We start from the raw sequence: 20,849 nt of genomic DNA, 5'->3' as shown, positions 1-20,849 counted from the left end.
CGTCTCACCAGACGGATGAATGTCCGTACCGTCTGCCCAAAATGACCCCCCAGGTCTACTCTGGATCCGTGCCGGAGGACGTGGGGGGCACGCCGTTCCCGGACGGCTGGGAGCCCGACGACGACCACGACCGCGGGGTGTCGGACGAAGAGTTCGCCTCCGTGGTCTTCGACGAGGCCTTCGTACAGGCGGCCGCGGTGCACGAGCCGACCGCCGTCGAGCGCCTCCTGGCCGCCGCGCAGGCCAGAGCGGAGGCCTCCGAGGCCGAGGCCCGCCGCGCCCGCGCCCGCGGCGACCGCTACGACGACCCCTACGGCCCCGACGGACCGGGCGATTTCGGCCACGACCCGGACTACGACGACCTGGACGACGGTGACGACCCCGACGGCTGGGACCGCCGCTACGGCACCTTCGGGACGTACGGCAAGCAGGTCCGCTGGCACCGTCCCGTCGCCTGGATACTCGCCTTGGTGATGGGCGTCGGCATGATCGCGCTGGCCTTCGCCGCGGTCTACCGGGGCGCCTCCGCGGGCAGCCGGGAGCAGGTGCCGCCGCCCGCCTCGACCGGGCTCGAACAGGGGAACCCGACCGTGCCGTCCGCGTCCGCCGACTCTTACCGGCCACCCGTCTCAGCCGTCCCGCGCACGCCCTGAGCCCGGCCGGGACGACACCTCGCCGATGGGTGAGAACATGTCAGAAGTTGTCGTGTACCAGGGCGTTTATGCGAGCCTCCGGCGACCTACTCTGAAGGTATGGGCGGGCCCGGAGACCCACCGGAGGGGACACCCGAGGGAGCTCCCGGTGGAGCGGAGGACGAGTACCGATCCGTCGTCTTCGACGAATCGTTCGTCCGCGCTGCCCGCCTCCAGGAGTACTCCGCCGAGGAGCGCATCACCGACCACGCGCCCGCCGTCCGCCGCCGCCCGCCCCTGCGCCGGGGACTGTCCCGGCAGGCGCTCGTCCTGGTCGTCCTGATCGCCCTGGCCTTCGGCACCGCGATCTACATGGGCGTCCGCCACCCCTACCAGACCCCGACCGCCCGCCGCACCGTGGAACCCCTGCGGATGACCGTCATCCCGCTCGCCCCGCAGGCCGCCGTGCCCGGCACGGCCGACCCCGAGTACCTGTACGCGCACAGCCCCGCCGCGCAGTACCGCATCGGCGCCGAGGGCATCCCGCTGCCCGCCTCCCGGCGCACCGCGCACTTCTCCGACAGCCAGGTCGTCACCGCCCTGACCACCGCCAAGGACTACATCGTGCGCTCCTCCCTCTACCCGGAGGTGCTCACCGGCCGGCAGGTGCGGCCCGTGCGGGTGCTGATCGACCCCGACCAGCTCGACCAGTTCGACCAGAGCTTCGCCCGTCCGACGGCGGACGGGCGGCACGCGCCGACCGGCTGGCTCGTCCGCTTCGACCCGGCCAGGGCGGAGCTCGCCGACCGCAAGATCCGTGTCCAGGGCACGCTCCAGGCCGCCGAGGCCGACTCCTCCACCCTGGAGGTCACCGCCGACCACACCTTCGTGTACGCGCTGCGGCCGGCCGGAGCCGACGCTGAGGCGCCGGCCTCGCTGTTCACCGTCCGCCGCGAGCTGCAGTTCCGCTTCGACCGCGACGACCTGCGGCTGCGCCAGACCCAGCTGATCGTCTCCTACGTCCAGGCCGGACCGCTGTCCTGCGGCGAGGACTCCACGAACCACCTGCGGCCCCTGCTCGCCGGCCAGACCGCCAAGGCGGGTGGTCCGGCCGGCACCGACCCGTACGCGACGGGCGGAGCGACGGCACTGTGCGGATCACTGGCGGGGAGTGCGCAGCCGAAGGTGTGAACCCCCGGCGCACGGCCGACCAGGCGGCTGTCCCTCCGCTCGGTCGTCTCCTCCGCTCGGTCGTCCCCTCCGCTCGGTCGTCTCCTCCGCTCGGTCGTCCCCTCGGCTCGGTCGTCCCCTCGGCTCAGTCGTCCTCGCGCGGGGGCGCGTCGGCCGGGCGGTCGTTCGGCGGCGGGGAGCTGGTGAAGCCGTCGAAGCCGCGCCGGACCCGGCCGCCCAGACCGCCGGCCCCGCCCGCGATGTCGCTGACCAGCTTCATCAGCGGGTCCTTGGAGTTCTTGACGTGGTCGGCGTAGTGCGACGCCGACTCGCGGAAGGAGTCGGCGACCGAGGTGTCCTTGTCGTCGCTGCGCCGCGGGTAGTGGCCGTCCATGATCCGCTGGTAGTCACGGGACTCCGACCACTTCTTCAGCTCGGCCGCGCGGACCGTGGTGAAGGGGTGGGAGCGGGGCAGCACGTTGAGGATCTTCAGCACGGAGTCGCGGAGGTCACCGCCGGCCTCGTACTCCTCGGCCTGCTGGAGGAACGCGTCCACGTTCATCTCGTGCAGGTGGTTACCGCCCGCGATCTTCATCAGACCGCGCATCGACGCCTTCAGGTCCTGTCCGACGAGCAGCCCGGCCCGGTCCGCGGACAGCTCCGACTTGCGGAACCACTCGCGCAGGGCGGTCACGATCGCCATGACCGCCAGGTTGCCCAGCGGGATCCAGGCGACCCGGAGGGCGAGGCTCGTCAGGAACAGCAGGACGGTCCGGTAGACGGCGTGGCCGGACAGCGCGTGCCCCACCTCGTGCCCGATGACCGCCCGCATCTCCTCCTCGTCGAGCAGCTCGACCAGGCCCGTGGTGACCACGATGATCGGCTCGTCCAGGCCGATGCACATCGCGTTGGGCTGCGGGTCCTGGTTGACGTACATCGGCGGGACCTTCTCCAGGTCCAGGATGTAACAGGCGTCCCGCAGCATGTCGTTCAGATGGGCGAACTGCTGGTCGGAGACGCGGACCGAGTCGGACAGGAACAGCAGTCTCAGGCTCCGCTCGGGCAGCAGCCCGCTGAGCGCCTTGAAGACCGTGTCGAAGCCGCTCAGCTTGCGCAGCGCCACCAGCGCCGAACGGTCCGCCGGGTGCTCGTAGGCACGCGAGGAGATCCCGGGGAAGCGCCTGCGCTGCCTGCTCGGCACCTTCGCGTGGCCGGTCTGCTCGTGGCCGTCGTCGGACATGTCTTCCCCCAGTGCGTGTGTCTGGCCCTCGTATGTCTGGCCCTTTGCGGACCCTTGTACTGCCCTTTGCGCCCCCGAAGCGGGGCCCAGCCTAGGCGGAGTTACGGTGGACGGGCACCACACCGAAGGAGTCCCGCGCCATGGAGCACCACCCCGCGGCCGTCTGGATCGCCCAGGCCGCAGACGCCGCCCAGCAGCAGGGGACGGGGAACCTTCTCCGGATCGTCCTGATCGTGATGGTCCTGGGCTGCGCACTGACCGCCTGGTTCCTGCTGCGGGGCTACAAGCGGAAGGACGACTGAGCGGGCGGGAAGGTTCCCCTCCGGGTGCCCGTCGCCCCGCCGCCGGGAGGCAACGGCTCTCCCCAACGGTGGAGTCGGCGTGATGGGCGAAGAGGCACCCGCTTACGATGAGCCGACATCTTTATCCCGCCCACACGCGATAGGTCCTGCCGAAGATGAGCTTCCACAGCGCCGCTGCCCAGTTGGTCACCCTCGCCGCCGAGGGCGAGGAGCACGGCGGCAACCACGAGAGCCTGAACCCCCTGCTGACCGGCGGGGGCGCGTTCGTCATCCTGCTGCTCCTGCTGTGGGTCACCACCCGCTTCAACCGCGACCGCTGAGGCACACCATGTCCATACCGGGGCACCCCGGACATCCGTCGGCCGGGGCCCTCAGGGCGGGCCGGTAGGGTCTGCACGCATGGGAGAGCAGGACATGCCTACCGGCCCGTCGAACCCGGGCAAGCGCCGCCTCGGCGTCATGGGCGGAACGTTCGATCCGATCCACCACGGGCACCTGGTGGCGGCGAGCGAGGTCGCCGCGCAGTTCCACCTGGACGAGGTCGTGTTCGTCCCGACCGGCGAGCCCTGGCAGAAGAGCCACCGCAGGGTCTCCCCGGCCGAGGACCGCTACCTCATGACGGTCATCGCCACCGCCGAGAACCCGCAGTTCTCGGTCAGCCGCATCGACATCGACCGCGGCGGCCCCACCTACACCGTGGACACCCTGCGCGACCTGCGGGCCCTCAACCCCGACACCGACCTGTTCTTCATCACCGGCGCCGACGCCCTCGGCCAGATCCTCACCTGGCGGGACAGCGAGGAACTGTTCTCCCTCGCCCACTTCGTCGGGGTCACCCGGCCGGGACACCACCTCAACGACCCCGGACTCCCCGAAGGCGGCGTCTCCCTCGTCGAGGTGCCCGCCCTGGCCATCTCCTCCACGGACTGCCGAGCGAGAGTCGCCAAGGGCGACCCCATCTGGTATCTGGTGCCGGACGGAGTCGTGCGCTACATCGACAAACGCGAGCTGTACCGCGGCGAGTGAGCCGAGAGGGGCACCGGTGAACGACCGATACGACGCGGATCACGGGGAAGACGCCTACGAGCTCGTCGGCTACGACGAGTACGGCCGGCCCGTGTACCGGCAGGTCCCGCAACAGCAGCAGGTCCCGCAGCAGGCCTACGACCCGTACGGGCAGCAGCAGGGCTACGGCTACGACCCGTACGCCACGGCCGGGCAGCAGCAGGCCCCGGCCTACGACCCGTACGACACCGGGCAGCAGGCCCCGGTCCGCGACCCGTACGACACCGGGCAGCAGGCCCCGGTCCGCGATCCGTACGACACCGGGCAGCAGGCCCCGGTCCGCGATCCGTACGACACCGGGCAGCAGGCCCCGGTCCGCGACCCGTACGACACCGGGCAGCAGGCCCCGGTCCGCGATCCGTACGACACCGGGCAGCAGGCCCCGGTCCACGACCCCTACGGCGTCGGCACGTACGCCCCGCAGGGCGGCGGCCCGTCCGACGCGCCCTACGACCCCTACGGGCAGACCGCCGCCGGCGGGCAGCAGCCGCGCGTCGCCGAGCAGACCGCCTACATCCCCCAGCAGGCCGCACCGGCCGCGCAGGAGACGGCGGCCGCGCCGGACCAGGAAGCCTCCGTCCCCCGCCAACGGGACTACCAGACCGAGCAGTTCGCCTTCGTCGAGGAGCCCGACGGCGACTCCGAGGACGTCATCGACTGGCTGAACTTCACCGAGAACCGCACCGAGCGCCGCGAGGAGGCCAAACGCCGCGCCCGCAGCCGCCTCGTCGCCCTGGCCGTGGTGCTCGCCCTGGCCGCGGTCGGCGGCGTCGGCTACCTCTGGTCCGCGGGGAAGCTGCCCGGCCTGTCCTCCTCCGACGACAAGGCGACCGGCACCACCACCGCGGCCTCCGCCCAGAAGCGCGACGTCGTCGTCGTCCACCTGCACGACACCGCCCAGGGCGGCACCTCCACGGTGCTGCTCGTCGACAACACCACCACCGGGCACGGCACCACCGTCCTGCTGCCCAACTCCCTCGTCGTCACCACCGACGACGGCACCACGACCACCCTCGCCAAGTCGGTCGACGAGGACGGCTCGGCAGGCACCCGCGAGGCGCTGGACACCGTCCTCGGCACCGACATCGAGGGCACCTGGCGGCTGGACACCCCCTACCTGCAGAACCTCGTCGACCTGGTCGGCAACATCGAGGTCGACACCGACACCGACGTCCCCGACCCGGACGCCGAGAAGGGCCAGGCCCCCCTGGTCAACAAGGGCGAGGACCAGACCCTCAGCGGCAAGATGGCCGTCGCCTACGCCACCTACCGCGCCGAGGGCGAGGCCCAGAACGCCCAGCTGGAGCGGTTCGGCCAGGTCATGCAGGGCGTGCTGCGCAAGGTGTCCTCCGACGCCCAGGCCGCCACGGTCACCGTCCAGACGCTGGCCCAGATCCTCGACCCCTCGCTCACCGACAAGGACCTCGGCGCGTTCCTCGCCGGCCTCGCCGACCTCGCCAAGGGCGGCGACCACAAGACCGCCCTGCTGCCCGTGCAGGCCGACGGCACGCTCGACGCCGAGGCCAGCGCGAGCGTCGTCAAGGACGTCCTCGGCGGCACCGCCAAGAGCCCCGACCAGGACGCCGCCGTCAGCGTCTCCGTACAGAACGCCAGCGGCACCAAGGCCAACACCGAGGACGCGCGCGTGGTGCTCCTCAACGGCGGCTTCACCTTCCTGGAGGGCGGCACGCCGTCCGGCACCGAGTCCGCCTCCGAGGTGCTCTACGCGGACGCCGCCCAGAAGGAGAACGCCACCGAGGTCGCCAAGACCCTGGGCCTGTCCACCAGCGCCGTGAAGAAGGGCACGGTCGCCGCCAACGCCGACGTCTCCGTCGTCCTGGGCCAGGACTACGAGCCCGCGTCGTCCTAGCCCCTCCGCCGACGGGCCGGCGGAGGCCGCCACCGCGGTGCGGTCACCTCCGTCGCCCGGGTCCCGTCGGCGGTCCGTGAGACCCTTGAGGTCAAACGACCGCCGACGGAAAGCCGTGTAGTGACCGCCACCGACCGCTCCCTCGAGCTCATCACCGCCGCCGCCCAGGCGGCCGCCGACAAGCTCGCGCACGACATCATCGCCTACGACGTCAGCGACGTGCTGTCGATCACGGACGCCTTCCTGCTGGCCTCCGCCCCCAACGACCGCCAGGTCAAGTCCATCGTCGACGAGATCGAGGAGCGCCTCCTGAAGGATCTCGGCGCCAAGCCGGTGCGCCGCGAGGGCGACCGCGAGGCCCGCTGGGTCCTGCTCGACTACGTCGACATCGTCGTGCACGTCCAGCACAGCGAGGAGCGTGTCTTCTACGCCCTCGAGCGGCTGTGGAAGGACTGCCCCGAGCTGGACCTGCCCGAGGACGCCAAGGCGACCCGCGGCAAGGCCGCCGAGCACGCCCGGCTGCAGGAGGCCGAGGAGGAGACCAGCGGCTTCGGGGACCTGCGGTGAGCGCCGGCCCGCAGGCCGCGGCCGGCCGCACGCCGGGCCGCGGCCGCCGCGTCATCCTCTGGCGGCACGGCCAGACCGCGTGGAACGTGGAGCGCCGCTTCCAGGGCACGACGGACGTCCGGCTGACCGAGACCGGCGTCGCCCAGGCCCGTCGCGCCGCCCGGCTGCTCGCCTCCCTGGGGCCCGACGCGATCGTCGCCTCGGACCTGTCCCGGGCGGCGTCCACGGCCGCCGAGCTCGCCGCGCTCACCGGCCTGGAGATCACTCACGACGAGGGGCTGCGCGAGACGTACGCGGGCGTGTGGCAGGGGCTGACGCACGAGGAGATAGTCGCCCGGTTCGGCGACGAGTACGCCGCGTGGAAGCGCGGCGAGCCGGTCCGGCGCGGCGGCGGCGAACTGGAGACCGAGGTCGCCGACCGCGCCGCTCCCGTCGTGCTGCGGCACGCCGAGAAACTGCCCGAGGACGGCACCCTCGTCGTCGTCAGCCACGGCGGCACGATCCGCACCACCATCGGCCGTCTCCTCGGCCTGGAGGCCCACAACTGGGAGAGCCTCGGCGGCCTGTCCAACTGCTGCTGGTCCGTCCTCGGCGAGGGCGCACGCGGCTGGCGCCTCCTCGAGCACAACGCCGGCACCCTGCCGGAGCCGGTGCTCGGCGACGACGACTGAGCGCCGGCGGCCGGGTGGCGGTAGCCGGGCGACGGTGGCCGGGCGACGGTGGCCGGCGTCGGCCGGACGGCCGGGCCGATCAAGGCCGACGGACGGCCGGTACGGACCCGGCGCCGGCGGTGTCCGACCGGCCGTCGACCGGGCGCCGACCGGACCGGCCCGGGACCCGGATTTCACTTTCCGGCAGGTCGCAGGCTAAAGTTCTTCTTGTTCGCCCCGCCGAGCGGGAAGAACGCAAGGGGCTATAGCTCAGTTGGTAGAGCGCCTGCATGGCATGCAGGAGGTCAGGAGTTCAATTCTCCTTAGCTCCACTGATCGACACTCTGCGGAGTCGTCAAAGATCGGTAGAAGAAGATCCCGCCCCTCAGGGGGCGGGATTTCTCATTGCCCGAGCAACAGCGCCCGGGCCGTACGGGACTCCTGCTCCCTCCGCCGGCCGCGTCCACCGGGTGACGTCCACGCCGAGATCCGGTTCCCCCTCGCACGGCCGATTTCGGCAGACTGTTCCCGCGGCGGCTGAGTCACTCGGGCCCCGCGGGCGTATACCTCTGTGAAAGCGCTTCTCACATGCATGTTCGCGCTCGCCGCGACAGCCGCCCGGTGCCGTGTCCGGACTGGTACTGAGGCGTCGCTGACCGTATTGGCCCGGCCGTGGCAGAATCAAACGGCCGGAAGGGGGCGCGGCCCGACGGGAGGGAGCAGCGATGCCTACGAGCATCCTCGGAGAGGTCGGCCACCTCTTCGAAGCAGCGTCGACACGGGGGACGGCCACCCGGCTCAGCTGCCCTTCCTGCGGTTCCGCGTTCGTCGCCCAGGTCCTCGGGGACAACGGCGGGATCTCCTACGTGTGCACGGCCTGCGGCCACAGCTGGAGCTGATCGATGGGTGCACACAGGCGGAAGTGCGACTGGTGCGGCAGCGGCACCCCGATCGTCCGCGACATGGAACCGGTCAACTCCGACTACCAGTACTGGTGCGAGGAATGCGCGCGGGCGCTGATCATAAAAGGCGACCCGATCGAGACGTACCGCGAACTCGAGGGTGAGCCGATCTACGGCCGGCTCCTCGAGGAGCACTGCACGCTGAAGCGGTTCTATTCGTTCGTCACCGCGTGACCGGACCCCATCGCATCCCACCGGTCCCGAGCTGACCTCGCGTGACATCCCGCCCGAATCCGGACGCAACGGAAACGATTTGGTGGTTCACCCCCTGGACCGTGTAATGTTGGCGTCGCCGCCGGGGAAACCGGGCGACACGGTCGAGATGCGGCTTCGCCGCAGGGCCACAAGGGGCTATAGCTCAGTTGGTAGAGCGCCTGCATGGCATGCAGGAGGTCAGGAGTTCAATTCTCCTTAGCTCCACAAGCAGATCCCGCCGGATCAGAAATGATCCGGCGGGATCTTTTTCGTTCCCCCACGCGCGCGCGTGCGCGCGATGCCCGTGTGAGCCCTGGGGTGCGGTCCGTGGTGTCCGCCCGTGGCCGAGGCTCCCGTGGCCGATGAACTCCCGTGGCCGGGCCACCCGTTCACGCCGGAGGCGGGGAGGCGGGGAGGCGGGGAGGCGGGGAGGCGGGGAGGCGGGGAGGCGGGGAGGCGGGGAGGCGGGGAGGCGGTGAGGCGGGGAGGCCCGGAAGCCCGGAAGTCCGGAGGGGCCGCCCGTCTCCCGGCCGCCCCGGTGGCCCGTCGGCTCAGCGGCCGAGGGCGCGGCGGCCGCGGCCCTGGGAGAGGGCCGGGAGGTTGCGGGAGGGCTCCTTCGCGCGGGTGTCCTCCTCGATGCGCAGGGCCAGTGCCGGACAGCGGCGCACCGCGCGCAGCGCCTTCGCCTCCGCGTAGCGGGGCACCTTCGCCTGGGCGACGGTCGGGAAGCCGTCGGCGCCGAGCTGGAAGACCTCCGGGAGGATGTCGGCGCACAGGCCGTGGCCACGGCACAGCGTCCAGTCCACGAAGATCTTCTGACGGCTGTCGCCGGACTCCGCGGGCTCTCCGCCGCCCGGGATGCCCGTCGGGGCCCTGCCGCCCTCGAAGAGCGGCAGAACGCCCTCCACGGGCCTGCCGCAGCCGTTGCCGAGGACATGCGCCGCCAGGTCGTCGGTGAACGCCTTGACGGTCGACTCCAGGAACATCGCGGAACCGTCCGGATGCGAGCAGGCGCCGCGTCGCTTGACGTTCTTGGCGACCTGCTTGAGCGCTTCCAGAGCGGCCGGGCCGCCGCCGCCCAGGATGTCCTCCATACCGCGGGCCGCGGCCGGCAGACCGAGGTAGCAGGGGCCGCACTGGCCCGCGCTCTCCTCCGCCAGCCACTGCGCCACCCGCAGCGACTCGCCCAACGGGCAGGTCTCCTGGCTGATCGGCAGGATCGCGCCGGCGCCCAGCGAACCGCCCACGGCGTCCAGGGAGTTGCGGGAGACGACCGCCTCGTCGACCGTGGCCGCGTCGATCCACTTGCCGTGGTAGCCGCCGGTCAGCACGCCCTGCGGGACCGGCGGCGCGCCGGCCAGCTGGAGGACGTAGCGCAGCGGGACGCCCGTGGGGACCTCGATCACCATCGGGCGGGCGACCGCGCCGGAGACCGTCAGCATCACGGTGCCGGGCTCGTCGTACAGCCCGGTGTTGCCGTAGCGCTCCGGGCCGATGCGGGCGGCGATGGCCAGCTGTGCGAACGTCTCGGCGTTGGACAGCAGGGTCGGGGCGCCGCCCACGCCGTTCTGCGAGGCGCTCACCTTGCGGCCGGGCGGGATCGCCGGTCCGCCGTCGATGGAACGGATCAGCGACGCGGCGGCGCCGGTGACCATGCGGATCGGGTTGCGCTGCACGAACGCCTTCAGCGCCGAGCGGCGGCCGTTGCTCAGGCCGCGTTCGGCGAGCGCGGCCTCCATGGACCGCTGGGTGGACTCGCGGGTGACCCCCACCACGAGCGTGCGGGCACCCAGCGCCTCCGCGACCAGCAGCGCGCCGTCGAGGATGAGGTGCGGGGCACGGTTGATGAGCACCGTGTCCTTGCGGCAGGCCGGTTCGTCCTCGCTGCCGTTGACGACGACGACCGGCCGTACACCGCGCTTGATCGCCGCGTCGGCGACGGAGCGCAGCTTCTTGTGGAAGGGGAAGCCGGCGCCGCCGCGGCCCTTGAGGCTGATGCGTTCGGAGAGCTGCGCGAGCTTCTCCCCGCCCATGGGCTCCAGCGGCCCGTGCACCTTCAGGTGCATGGGCAGGTCGAGCCTTTCGACAAGGTCGAAGCCCGACGTGAGCTGCGGAAGGCCGACCACGCGGACTTCTGGGACGTCGGGCAGGGCCTCGTTCACCTATGGCCTCCGGAAGGCGTGTTCCAAGGTTCGCCCGAACCCGGTGCGTCGAACGACGCGCCGGGTGATGGTTCATCGGCGGGACCGCTGTTGTACGTGTCGTTCGGGTTGTACGTGTCGTACCGGGTGTTCGTCTCACCGGTGTCGTACACATCACTCCCGCCGTATCCCCCGGCGCCCGGATTGCCATAGACCGGGATGTTGAATCCCGTGTCCTGGAGCGGGTCGTAGGCCGACGGGGGCGCCTCGCCGAGCGGCGGCGGCGACGGGATCGGCCAGCTGCCCGACGTGCTGCCGCCGCTGTCGGCCCGGGGCATCGCCTCCGTGGGCCGCATGGCGAACGGCACGTCCATGCGCGCGGTCCGGTCGGCCTCGAACGGCCGCTGCGCGCGCGGGGGCGTGGAGACGGCGCGGTAGGCGGCCGCGAAGCCGCCCGCGGGCTCCTGCGCGGCCGTGTCGTACAGGGGCGACGGTGTGTCGTACAGGGGTGCCGACGACGGCGCCGTCCTGCGGGCCGAGCCCGCCGGGTCGGCCGCCGGCGAGCGGCCCGGGAGGCTCTCGTAGCCCGGCAGCGAGGACGCCTCCGCCACGCGCGCGCGGCTCGCGTCCAGGGCGTCGCGGCCCGCCGGTTCGTCGCTGCCCAGGACGGCGGCGATCCGGTCGGCCACCTCGCGCTTGACCGGGCGCGGGGCGGCGCGCAGCGCGAGGGCCGCCATGACGCCCAGCAGGGAGAGGCCGTACAGGATGACGAAGATCGGCTTGGCCTGGCGACCCGCGTAGAGTCCGTGGACGAGCGCGGCGCACCACGCCGGATAGGCGAGCATGTGCATGGCACGCCAGCGCGCCGCGACCGGGGCGGGGGAGGCGAACCTGCTGCGCAGCGCGCCGGTGAAGCCCACGAAGATCATCAGCAGACCGGCCAGGGAGCCGAGGCCGATCAGACCGGCGCTTCCGGTGAGGCCGAGCGAGAACGGGATGATCGCGGCGATGAGCTGGGTGTGCTCGAGCGCGATCTTCGTGGTGATGTGCAGCAGCAGGAACGCGATCGAGGCGACCGCCGTCGTCCGGTGCACCGCCTGGCCGATGATCCGCTGGCGCGTGTTGAGGAGGATCCGGTCCTGCGCGACCAGGCCCCAGATCACCGAACAGCTGAGCGAGACGAGGGACAGCACGCCCGCGCCGAAGTTCAGGAACTCGCGGAACCGGTCGCCTCCGACCAGCACGACCACGGGTATCAGGACGAGGACGACAGCGGTCGCCACCCCGTAGGCCGACCGGCCCGGCTGGGGTAGCGAGCTGTTACTACGACGAGGGTTCATGGGGGCAACTCCGAGCAGTTCGGGAAAGCGGTCCCGCCGCCGCACTCTAAGTGGCGCCATACCGATGGGTAGGAGGTTTGAGTTATTGCGTTGTTATCAAAGGACAAGGTGACTCTTGTGATGTCCCTTAGTGGTTGTTACGCGAAGTAATCCTCGGCTTGCATGCACAACGGGCTCGGTTTCGCTCATGCCGGTGCCGGTCGGCACCGTGTCCACCTGGCATACGCAAGCGCGTCGCGCCGTGCTCAGTCGTGCTCGAGGGAAGCCGGTGCCGGCCGTGGTAGCGGAGGGTCCGGGTCAAGCCCGTCGCGGCGTGCTGAGGGGCTGCGGTACCCTGAGGCCATGCGTGCCGTACGCCTTCTGCTTAGCGAGCCGCGCTGATCAGTCCCGACCGCCGGTGACCGGACGGTTCGGAATCGGCGCGGCATCCCCTCCTGTGCGAGGGGATTTTTCGTTTCCTGAGTGTGACAGCCGCTGGCAGAGACGATCGATGGAGCTTTGAGGATCATGAGCGAGACGAACCCCGCTGCCGCCGCCGAGGCAGCCGCGCCGCACCGCTACACGGCCGCCGTGGCAGCCGAGATCGAGGCACGCTGGCAGGACGTCTGGGACGACCAGGGCACCTACGCGGCGCCGAACCCCAAGGGTGACCTGGCGGGGGACCCCGCGGAGGTCGCCCGGCCCGAAAAGTTCATCATGGACATGTTCCCGTACCCCTCGGGCGCCGGCCTGCACGTCGGGCACCCGCTGGGCTACATCGCCACCGACGTCACCGCACGCTTCCAGCGCATGACCGGCCACAACGTCCTGCACACCCTGGGCTTCGACGCCTTCGGCCTGCCCGCCGAGCAGTACGCCGTGCAGACCGGCACGCACCCGCGCGTCTCCACCGAGGCCAACATCGAGAACATGAAGGCCCAGCTGCGCCGGCTGGGCCTGGGCCACGACAAGCGCCGGTCGTTCGCCACGATCGACCCGGACTACTACAAGTGGACCCAGTGGATCTTCCTGCAGATCTTCAACTCCTGGTACGACCGGGAGGCGGACAGGGCCCGCCCGATCTCCGAGCTGATCGCCCAGTTCGACTCCGGTGAGCGTCCCGTGCCGGCCGCCGACGGCTCCACGCGCGCGTGGAGCGACCTGAGCGCCGGCGAGCGCGCCGACGTCCTGGGCGAGTACCGCCTGGCGTACGCCTCCGAGGCGCCCGTCAACTGGTGCCCCGGCCTGGGCACCGTGCTGGCCAACGAGGAGGTCACCGCCGAGGGCCGCTCCGAGCGCGGCAACTACCCGGTCTTCAAGGCCAAGCTGCGCCAGTGGAACATGCGCATCACCGCCTACGCCGACCGGCTGCTGGACGACCTGGACGGGCTGGACTGGCCCGAGGCCATCAAGCTGCAGCAGCGCAACTGGATCGGCCGCTCCGAGGGCGCCCGCGTCGACTTCCCCATCGACGGCGAGCGCATCACCGTCTTCACCACCCGTCAGGACACCCTGTTCGGCGCCACCTACATGGTGCTGGCGCCCGAGCACCCGCTGGTCGAGAAGTTCACCCCGGACGCCTGGCCCGAGGGCACGCACGAGGTGTGGACGGGCGGCCACGCGTCGCCCGCCGAAGCCGTCGCCGCCTACCGCGCGCAGGCCGCCGCCAAGTCCGACGTCGAGCGGCAGGCCGAGGCCAAGGACAAGACCGGTGTCTTCATCGGCGCGTACGCGACCAACCCGATCAACGGCGAGCAGGTCCCGGTCTTCATCGCCGACTACGTCCTGATGGGCTACGGCACCGGCGCGATCATGGCCGTTCCGGCGCACGACACCCGCGACTTCGAGTTCGCCCGCGCCTTCGAACTGCCGATCCGCTGCGTCGTCGAGCCGTCCGACGGCCGCGGCACGGACACCTCGACGTGGGAGGACGCCTTCGCCTCGTACGACGCGAAGATCGTGAACTCGTCGAACGCCGAGGTCTCCCTGGACGGCCTGGGCGTCGTCGACGCCAAGGCGCGCATCACGGAGTGGATGCAGCGCCGGGGCGTCGGCGAGGGCACCGTCAACTTCCGCCTGCGCGACTGGCTGTTCAGCCGCCAGCGCTACTGGGGCGAGCCCTTCCCGATCGTCTACGACGAGGACGGTGTCGCCCACGCGCTGCCCGAGTCGATGCTGCCGCTGGAACTGCCCGAGGTCGAGGACTACTCGCCGCGCACCTTCGACCCGGACGACGCCGACACCCAGCCCGAGACGCCGCTGTCGCGCAACGAGGAGTGGGTCAACGTCACCCTGGACCTGGGTGACGGCCCGAAGCGGTACCGCCGCGAGACCAACACCATGCCCAACTGGGCCGGTTCCTGCTGGTACGAGCTGCGCTACCTGGACCCGCACAACAGCGAGCGGCTGGTCGACCCGGAGATCGAGCGCTACTGGATGGGCCCGCGCGAGGGCCGGCCGCACGGCGGTGTCGACCTGTACGTCGGCGGCGCCGAGCACGCCGTGCTGCACCTGCTGTACGCCCGCTTCTGGTCCAAGGTCCTGTACGACCTGGGACACGTCTCCTCCGCGGAGCCGTTCCACAAGCTGTTCAACCAGGGCATGATCCAGGCCTACGTCTACCGCGACAGCCGCGGCATCGCGGTGCCGGCCGCCGAGGTGGAGGAGCGCGACGGCGCGTACTACTACCAGGGCGAGAAGGTCTCCCGGCTGCTGGGCAAGATGGGCAAGTCCCTGAAGAACGCCGTCACCCCCGACGAGATCTGCGCCGAGTACGGCGCCGACACGCTGCGCCTGTACGAGATGGCCATGGGCCCCCTGGACGTCTCCCGGCCGTGGGACACGCGCGCGGTGGTCGGCCAGTTCCGCCTGCTGCAGCGGCTGTGGCGCAACGTCGTCGACGAGAACACCGGTGAGGTCACCGTCACCGACGGCGAACCCGGTGAGGAGACGCTGCGGGCGCTGCACAAGGCGATCGACGGTGTGCGCGGCGATCTGGAGGGCATGCGGTTCAACACCGCCATCGCCAAGATCACCGAGCTGAACAACCACCTGACCAAGGCCGGCGGCCCGGTGCCGCGGCCGGTCGCCGAGGCGCTGGTGCTGCTGGTCGCCCCGCTGGCCCCGCACGTCGCCGAGGAACTGTGGCACCGGCTGGGCCACACCGACTCGGTCGTCCACCGGGACTTCCCCGTGGCCGACCCGGCGTACGTCGTCGACGAGACCGTGACCTGCGTGGTGCAGATCAAGGGCAAGGTCAAGGCGCGCCTGGAGGTGTCGCCGGCCATCTCCGACGAGGAACTGGAGAAGACGGCGCTGGCCGACGAGCACGTCGTCAGCGCGCTGGGCGGCGCGGGCATCCGCAAGGTCATCGTGCGGGCGCCCAAGCTGGTGAACATCGTTCCGGCGTGACGCGCCCCGTGTGAGGCGGGGTAGGAGGTCGGGGTAGTCCCCTACGGGCAGGTTCGGGGTTCTTCAGGAACTCGGGGCCTGCCCGTTGCGTTTACCGTTGAAGAGCGGCGCGTGGCGCGCCGGAGGCGGTGGCCGAAGGAGGAGCTGGTGGAAGCAGTGATCGCAGTCGTCGCCCTGCTCTTCGTGCTGTTCCTGGCGCTCGGCGCCTACGCCACGGTCAAGGTCGTCGGCGCAGCCAAGCGCGGCGTGGACCGCACCCTCACCACCGCCCGACGCACGGTCGAGGACCACACGCTGCGGGCCAAGTCCTTCGCGCAGCCCGGGCCGGCCGGCGAGATCGCCCAGCTCCGGCTCACCCTGCGCACCTCGATGCGGGCCACCCAGGACGCGCTGCGCGCGGGCGTGGCGGAGGACGCGTCCCTCAAGGAGTCCCTCGGTCTCTTCCAGCGGCTCAGCGCGCACGGAGCGGAGCTGGACGGCGAACTCAAGCGGCTGGAATCCGAGCCCGACCGCGCCGCTCTCGCCGAGCGGCTGCCGTCGCTGCGGGAGCGCACCGAGCGGATCACGGCCTCGGCGGACTCGTTGCGCTGGGCGGCCCGGGACCGGGCCCGCCGTTTCGCGGACGACGACCTCGACACCCTCAGCGCCCAGATCGACGTCGAGGCCGGCGCCCTGCGCCACTGGACCACCCCGGAGCCCGCACCCACCTCGACGTGGCCCGGGGCACCGGCCGCCGAGAGCCCCGCACCGGCCGCCGAGAGCCCGGCCGGACAGCCGACCTGGCCCGGCACCGCCGACTCGCCCACGGCGGAGCAGCCGGCCCGGCCCGCCATCACCCCGCCCGGACCGCGCCCCACCTACCCCTGGCAGAAGAAGCCCCGGCCGGAGAGCACCACCTGACCCCGGGGCGTGACGCCGCCGCGGCCCGGGCGCCGGCGAAGCCGTGCGGGGGCCGGGCTGCCGCGCGCACGCTACGGCAGGTAACCTCCAGCTCATGTCCCGCCATGTCGCGATCGTCACGGATTCAACGGCCTACCTGCCGCGGCGGACGATGGAGCGCCACGGCATCACCGCGGTGCCGCTGACCGTCGTCCTCGGCGACCAGGCGCTCGACGAGGGCACCGAGATCTCGACCCGGTCCCTCGCCCAGGCACTGCAGAAGCGACGCTCCGTCACCACCTCGCGCCCCAGCCCCCAGCTCTTCGCGGAGACCTACCGCAAGGCCGCCGAGGCCGGCGCCACCGGCATCGTCTCCCTCCACCTGTCCGCCGAACTGTCGGGCACCTACGACGCGGCGGTCATGGCGGCACGCGAGGCACCGGTGCCGGTGCGTGTGGTGGACACCGGCATGGTCGCGATGGCCCTGGGATTCTGCGCGCTGGCCGCGGCCGAGACCGCCGAGACGGGCGGCACGGTCGACGAGGCGGTCACGGCCGCGGAGAAACGGGCCTCCGGCACCTCCGCCTACTTCTACGTCGACACCCTCGACTATCTGCGGCGCGGTGGCCGCATCGGCGCCGCCCAGGCCCTGCTGGGCTCGGCGCTCGCGGTGAAGCCGCTGCTCCAGCTCGACGGAGGGCGCATCGAGCCCCTGGAGAAGGTGCGGACGGCGTCGAAGGCCATCGCCCGCCTCGAGGAGCTGGTCGCCGACCGGGCCGGCGGCGCACGCGTCGACATCGCCGTGCACCACCTTGCCGCACCTGACCGGGCGTCGGCCCTGGCGGAACGGCTGCGCGCGCGGGTGCCGGACCTCGGCGAGCTGCATGTGAGCGAGGTCGGCGCGGTGATCGGGGCACACACCGGGCCCGGACTGCTGGGGGCCGTGGTCTCGACGCGATGACGCAGCCCCTCCCGCGGTGGGTACTGCGGGGCAAGACTGTCTGATCGTCACTCGTACGGGTGGCCGGGTTATCCACAACCGGTCCGTCCTCCACGGAAAATGAGCAAGATCACCGGGATGTCGCGCAGTGCCCGATCCTCGACGCATGGCACTTCGATCACGCTCACGTACGACGCACCCGACCAGCGGACCCGGGCGCGACCCCGGCTCCGACGGACGCTCCCGGCTCCGACGACCGCCCGCACACGGCCGGGTGAGGAACCGTCATGCCCCGGCGGAGGAACTGCGCCGGCGGGCGGAGCTGCTGTTCGGGGACCGGGACGAGGAACGGGACCAAGCGGGGACCGGGCCGCCGCCTGCGGGGAGCGGCGAAGGCCTCGGTGAACACCTCCGTGCGGCCGAGGACCGGGAAGAGCGTTCCCGGGCGGGCGCGGCTCCGGCCGGCATCGTGGATCGGCCGCGCGCCCGGGTGGGGGAGCCGCCTGCCCCGGTGGAGACCGAGGAGGGTGAGGAGGGCACGAGGCCCGTTCGCGGTCCGGGGGACCGGTGGCGGCGGGCCGGGCTCGCGCTGCGGGAGCGGACGCCCGTGTGGGTCCAGGCGCGGTGCGGACTGGAACGCGGGGGTGTGCTCGCGCTCGCCGTGCTGGTCGTCGCCGTGGCGGCCTTCGCCGTACAGCACTTCTGGACCGGCCGGACCCAGCCCGTGCGGGCGCCCGAGGTGGTGCGGGCGGCGGCGCCCTACGGCGCGCAGGAACCGAGCGGACTGGCCGAGCCCGCCGCTTCGGCGGGAGCGCCGGACAGCGGGAGCACCGCCGCCCGGACCGCGCCCGAGATCGTGGTGGACGTCAGCGGGAAGGTGCGCCACCCCGGGATCCATCGACTGCCCGCCGGTTCACGCGTGGTCGACGCACTGACCGCGGCGGGTGGCGTCCGCCCGGGGACCGACACCGGCGGCCTCAACCGGGCCCGCTTCCTCGTGGACGGCGAGCAGGTGGTCGTCGGAGGCCCCGCGGCCGGCGCAGTCCCGGGGGCGGCGGGCGCGGGGGCGGCGAGCGGCGCGACGGGAGGAGCGCCGGCGGGCCCGGTCTCCCTCAACACGGCCACCGTCGCCCAGCTCGACACACTTCCGGGCGTCGGGCCCGTGCTGGCGCAGCACATCGTCGACCACCGGACGCGACACGGCGGGTTCCGCTCCGTGGACGAGTTGCGCGAGGTGAACGGCATCGGCGATCCGACTTGTCAATGCTAATCTACGGACATGACCCCACAGCGTGCTGTTCTCCTCCTACGGATCAGTTACCGCAAGGCGGAAGAAGAAGCCGAGGAAGCCGCCGCCGAGCAGAGCGACGACACACCAGCGACGATCCGCCGGATGCGGGCCGTCAGTAAAGGGATCGGCCGACAGGAGGAAGACGGCCGTGCCCTCGCCGCACAGCTTGGCTGGAAGATCGTCAAGGTGATCCCAGAGGACGACACCTCTGCCTTCAAGCGCCGGAAGATCAAACTTCCCGACGGATCGATCGCACTCCGCACCGTGCGGCCAGGATTCCGGGCCGCCCTCGACGGGCTCGCGGCCGGCGAGTTTGACGGGCTGATCGCCGACGACCTCGACCGCGTCGCCCGCGACCCGCGCGACCTCGAGGACCTCATCGACGTTGTGGAGTCCCGCCGGCCGCGCATCCCCGTCCAGTCCGTCACCGGGTCACTCCGGCTGAACAACGACGCGGACGTCACCATGGCGCGGGTCATGGTCGCCGTCGCCAACAAGTCCAGCCGCGACACCGCCCGCCGAGTCGCACGTAAGCACGAGGAGCTGGCCGCCGAAGGCAAACCGGGCGGGGGCGGGTTCCGCGGATACGGATACAGCACTGAGCACGAGATCGTCGAAGAAGAGGCCGAGATCCTCCGGGAGATCGGTGACCGCATCCTCGGAGAGTGGGACGGCTGGACACCAGAGCAGCGAGCGAAGATCGATCTTGAAAACGGGGAGTCGCTGCATTCGATCGCCGCAGACCTGCAGCACCGAAAGGTGCCCACCGCCATGGGAGTGAAGTGGTCAGGCCGCAGCGTGGGATCCATCATCTCCAAGGCTTCCGTCGCAGGCCTGCGCGCACACAAGGGCGAGGTCGTCGGCAAGGCCGTATGGAAGCCCATCATTCAACCCGAGAAGTGGGAGCGAATTCGGGAGCGGCTGGCGATGCGCGCCGGCGGCACAGACCTCGCCCTTCAGCGGTGGCTCAACGGCGCACTGAAGTGCTCAAGGTGCGGGCGCCTGCTGGAGGGCGGCCACGGCAACGGCGGCCCGCGCTACTGGTGCGCCACCCATCGTGGAGGCTGCGGCAAGATGGCGGTCAAGGCGTCGTTCGTCGAGGACGAGGTGGAGCGCCAGGTCCTCGAGTTGCTCGGCAAGCCACGCATCCTCGAGCAGCTGCGGACCGCCGCCGACACCGAGGTCAGCGACGAGGCCCGTGCCGAGCTGGCCGCCGACGAGGCACAGATGAAAGAACTGGCCGGCGCTTACGCTCGCCGTGAGGTCACGTTCGCCGAATATAAGGAAGCCCGAAGCATCATCGAGAAGCGGATCAAGGAGTCCCGGGCCCTGCTGGTATCCCGGGCGCCGCGGGTGCTACGCAAACTTCTGGCCGGAGACGTCGAGGCGGGGTGGCGCGCGCTGGCCCCAGCGGACAAGCGTGAAGTCTTGCTGTCGCTGATGCCTGGGTACGAGGTCCTCCCGCACGAGCGGAGCTGGGGAAACAAGTTCAATCCGGCCCGGCTGGTGCCGATGGACTGGCCGAGGCCCAACGACTAGCAAGCAAACAACAGACCCCGTACCAACCAGGTACGGGGCCCTCGTCATGCGTGTCTACGGGACTGCGTTCGGGTGAGCGCTTCCGAGCGCAAGTCCTTCCCTTCGAGCTCGATGGAGCCAGCTGCGCACCGTTGCAGCAGACACGTGGTAGCGGTCGCCGAGGACCTGAGCTGGGTTCTTCGCGCCTGACTCCATGATCTCGGCGTATTCGGCTGCCATCTTCGCCAGGTTCAGGAGGCTGTTGCGCCGGCGGAGCGCGTTCCCGCCTGTGGCGTCTGCCAGCTCTGGGAATCTCTCGTTCACCAGGATCTCGGCCAAGTCGTCTGGGGAAACGCCCTGCCCGTATGGGCCGTCTACCACTAGACGACGCTCTGCCGCACCTCTCGCGGCCTTCTCCCAACGCGTGATCGGCAGGTTGCTGAGGGCTCCTTGGATGCCCCACTCGGACCACACGTTGAAGCCGAGAGTCACCAGGGGGCGCCCGGCAATCAGACCGAACTTGAAGATCACGAACACGTCGTGACCTGCGTCTTTGACGTGGACTTCGACGGTGCGAGCATCGGCGCCGGTGATCCCCCAGGCCTGGGGGTCCTGTGGGTCGACGTCGAGGGTGGGGGTGTGTGCGGGCATGGGGTCATCGTCGTCGACAGGCTCAGCCGTGTGCAACACCTACCCG

General features: G+C 71.4%; 19 protein-coding genes and 2 tRNA genes. 17 read left to right on the top strand and 4 right to left on the bottom strand.

Annotation, left to right across the window (positions count from 1 at the left end):
• Positions 1–41 precede the first annotated feature (41 nt).
• Positions 42–653 (top strand): hypothetical protein, encoded by a 612-nt coding sequence (locus ACIP67_RS34380; protein WP_401697133.1) that lies wholly within the window; start codon positions 42–44, stop codon positions 651–653.
• Positions 654–752: 99 nt separating this feature from the next.
• A complete protein-coding gene (locus ACIP67_RS34375) occupies positions 753–1,823 on the top strand; it encodes a hypothetical protein (protein ID WP_401697132.1) in 1,071 nt (356 codons plus the stop codon).
• 124 nt (positions 1,824–1,947) lie between these two features.
• On the opposite strand, the gene ACIP67_RS34370 is transcribed toward ACIP67_RS34375, so the two are convergent.
• Positions 1,948–3,042: a M48 family metallopeptidase gene (locus ACIP67_RS34370; protein ID WP_401697131.1), complete on the bottom strand. Its 1,095-nt coding sequence runs from the start codon at positions 3,040–3,042 to the stop codon at positions 1,948–1,950.
• 140 nt (positions 3,043–3,182) lie between these two features.
• Here ACIP67_RS34370 and ACIP67_RS34365 point away from each other — a divergent pair, with 140 nt between their 5' ends.
• The 10 genes from ACIP67_RS34365 to ACIP67_RS34320 all read left to right on the top strand — a co-directional run bounded on the left by ACIP67_RS34365 (position 3,183) and on the right by ACIP67_RS34320 (position 8,878).
• Positions 3,183–3,344 (top strand): hypothetical protein, encoded by a 162-nt coding sequence (locus tag ACIP67_RS34365; protein ID WP_401697130.1) that lies wholly within the window; start codon positions 3,183–3,185, stop codon positions 3,342–3,344.
• 155 nt (positions 3,345–3,499) lie between these two features.
• Positions 3,500–3,664: a hypothetical protein gene (locus tag ACIP67_RS34360; RefSeq protein WP_389512297.1), complete on the top strand. Its 165-nt coding sequence runs from the start codon at positions 3,500–3,502 to the stop codon at positions 3,662–3,664.
• A gap of 79 nt (positions 3,665–3,743) precedes the next feature.
• Positions 3,744–4,370, top strand: coding sequence for a nicotinate-nucleotide adenylyltransferase (nadD, locus tag ACIP67_RS34355; protein ID WP_385065163.1), 627 nt, complete (start codon positions 3,744–3,746; stop codon positions 4,368–4,370).
• 16 nt (positions 4,371–4,386) lie between these two features.
• A complete protein-coding gene (locus tag ACIP67_RS34350; RefSeq protein ID WP_401697129.1) occupies positions 4,387–6,279 on the top strand; it encodes an LCP family protein in 1,893 nt (630 codons plus the stop codon).
• 120 nt (positions 6,280–6,399) lie between these two features.
• Positions 6,400–6,846 (top strand): ribosome silencing factor, encoded by a 447-nt coding sequence (rsfS, locus tag ACIP67_RS34345; RefSeq protein WP_401697127.1) that lies wholly within the window; start codon positions 6,400–6,402, stop codon positions 6,844–6,846.
• The gene (locus ACIP67_RS34340) at positions 6,843–7,517 is read left to right on the top strand and encodes a histidine phosphatase family protein (protein ID WP_401697125.1); all 675 of its coding nucleotides are present in this window, start codon (positions 6,843–6,845) and stop codon (positions 7,515–7,517) included. Before rsfS ends, ACIP67_RS34340 begins: the two co-directional genes overlap by 4 nt.
• Before the next feature lie 238 nt (positions 7,518–7,755).
• Positions 7,756–7,828: transfer RNA gene (locus tag ACIP67_RS34335), tRNA-Ala, on the top strand.
• 393 nt (positions 7,829–8,221) lie between these two features.
• Positions 8,222–8,395, top strand: a complete 174-nt coding sequence (locus tag ACIP67_RS34330) for a hypothetical protein (RefSeq protein WP_385065153.1) — start codon at positions 8,222–8,224, stop codon at positions 8,393–8,395.
• A 3-nt stretch (positions 8,396–8,398) separates the two neighbouring features.
• A complete protein-coding gene (locus ACIP67_RS34325; RefSeq protein WP_356572862.1) occupies positions 8,399–8,632 on the top strand; it encodes a hypothetical protein in 234 nt (77 codons plus the stop codon).
• A gap of 173 nt (positions 8,633–8,805) precedes the next feature.
• Positions 8,806–8,878: transfer RNA gene (locus ACIP67_RS34320), tRNA-Ala, on the top strand.
• A gap of 326 nt (positions 8,879–9,204) precedes the next feature.
• On the opposite strand, the gene ACIP67_RS34315 is transcribed toward ACIP67_RS34320, so the two are convergent.
• Complete coding sequence (locus ACIP67_RS34315) at positions 9,205–10,815, bottom strand: NADH-ubiquinone oxidoreductase-F iron-sulfur binding region domain-containing protein (RefSeq protein ID WP_401697124.1); 1,611 nt, start codon at positions 10,813–10,815, stop codon at positions 9,205–9,207.
• On the bottom strand, positions 10,812–12,134 hold the full coding sequence (locus tag ACIP67_RS34310) for a cytochrome b/b6 domain-containing protein (protein ID WP_401697123.1): 1,323 nt from the start codon (positions 12,132–12,134) through the stop codon (positions 10,812–10,814). The genes ACIP67_RS34315 and ACIP67_RS34310 overlap by 4 nt, the downstream gene beginning before the upstream one ends.
• Before the next feature lie 507 nt (positions 12,135–12,641).
• On the opposite strand from ACIP67_RS34310, the gene leuS reads away from it, so the two are divergent.
• The 5 genes from leuS (at position 12,642) to ACIP67_RS34285 (ending at position 20,173) form a co-directional block, all read left to right on the top strand.
• Entirely contained in the window at positions 12,642–15,524 is a 2,883-nt protein-coding gene (gene leuS, locus ACIP67_RS34305; RefSeq protein WP_401697122.1) for a leucine--tRNA ligase, read from the top strand.
• A gap of 147 nt (positions 15,525–15,671) precedes the next feature.
• Positions 15,672–16,424, top strand: coding sequence for a hypothetical protein (locus ACIP67_RS34300; RefSeq protein WP_401697121.1), 753 nt, complete (start codon positions 15,672–15,674; stop codon positions 16,422–16,424).
• Between the two features lie 94 nt (positions 16,425–16,518).
• Positions 16,519–17,364: a DegV family protein gene (locus ACIP67_RS34295; protein ID WP_401697119.1), complete on the top strand. Its 846-nt coding sequence runs from the start codon at positions 16,519–16,521 to the stop codon at positions 17,362–17,364.
• Positions 17,365–17,509: 145 nt separating this feature from the next.
• The gene (locus tag ACIP67_RS34290; protein WP_401697118.1) at positions 17,510–18,613 is read left to right on the top strand and encodes a helix-hairpin-helix domain-containing protein; all 1,104 of its coding nucleotides are present in this window, start codon (positions 17,510–17,512) and stop codon (positions 18,611–18,613) included.
• Between the two features lie 9 nt (positions 18,614–18,622).
• Complete coding sequence (locus tag ACIP67_RS34285) at positions 18,623–20,173, top strand: recombinase family protein (RefSeq protein WP_401697117.1); 1,551 nt, start codon at positions 18,623–18,625, stop codon at positions 20,171–20,173.
• Positions 20,174–20,227: 54 nt separating this feature from the next.
• On the opposite strand, the gene ACIP67_RS34280 is transcribed toward ACIP67_RS34285, so the two are convergent.
• Positions 20,228–20,803, bottom strand: a complete 576-nt coding sequence (locus ACIP67_RS34280) for a hypothetical protein (RefSeq protein WP_401697115.1) — start codon at positions 20,801–20,803, stop codon at positions 20,228–20,230.
• Positions 20,804–20,849 lie beyond the last annotated feature (46 nt).

Source organism: Streptomyces sp. NPDC088812, assembly GCF_044750285.1.
GTDB lineage: Bacteria > Actinomycetota > Actinomycetes > Streptomycetales > Streptomycetaceae > Streptomyces.
The sequence above is the reverse complement of the archived record's forward strand: the minus strand, read 5'-3'. Positions and strand labels throughout refer to the sequence as shown.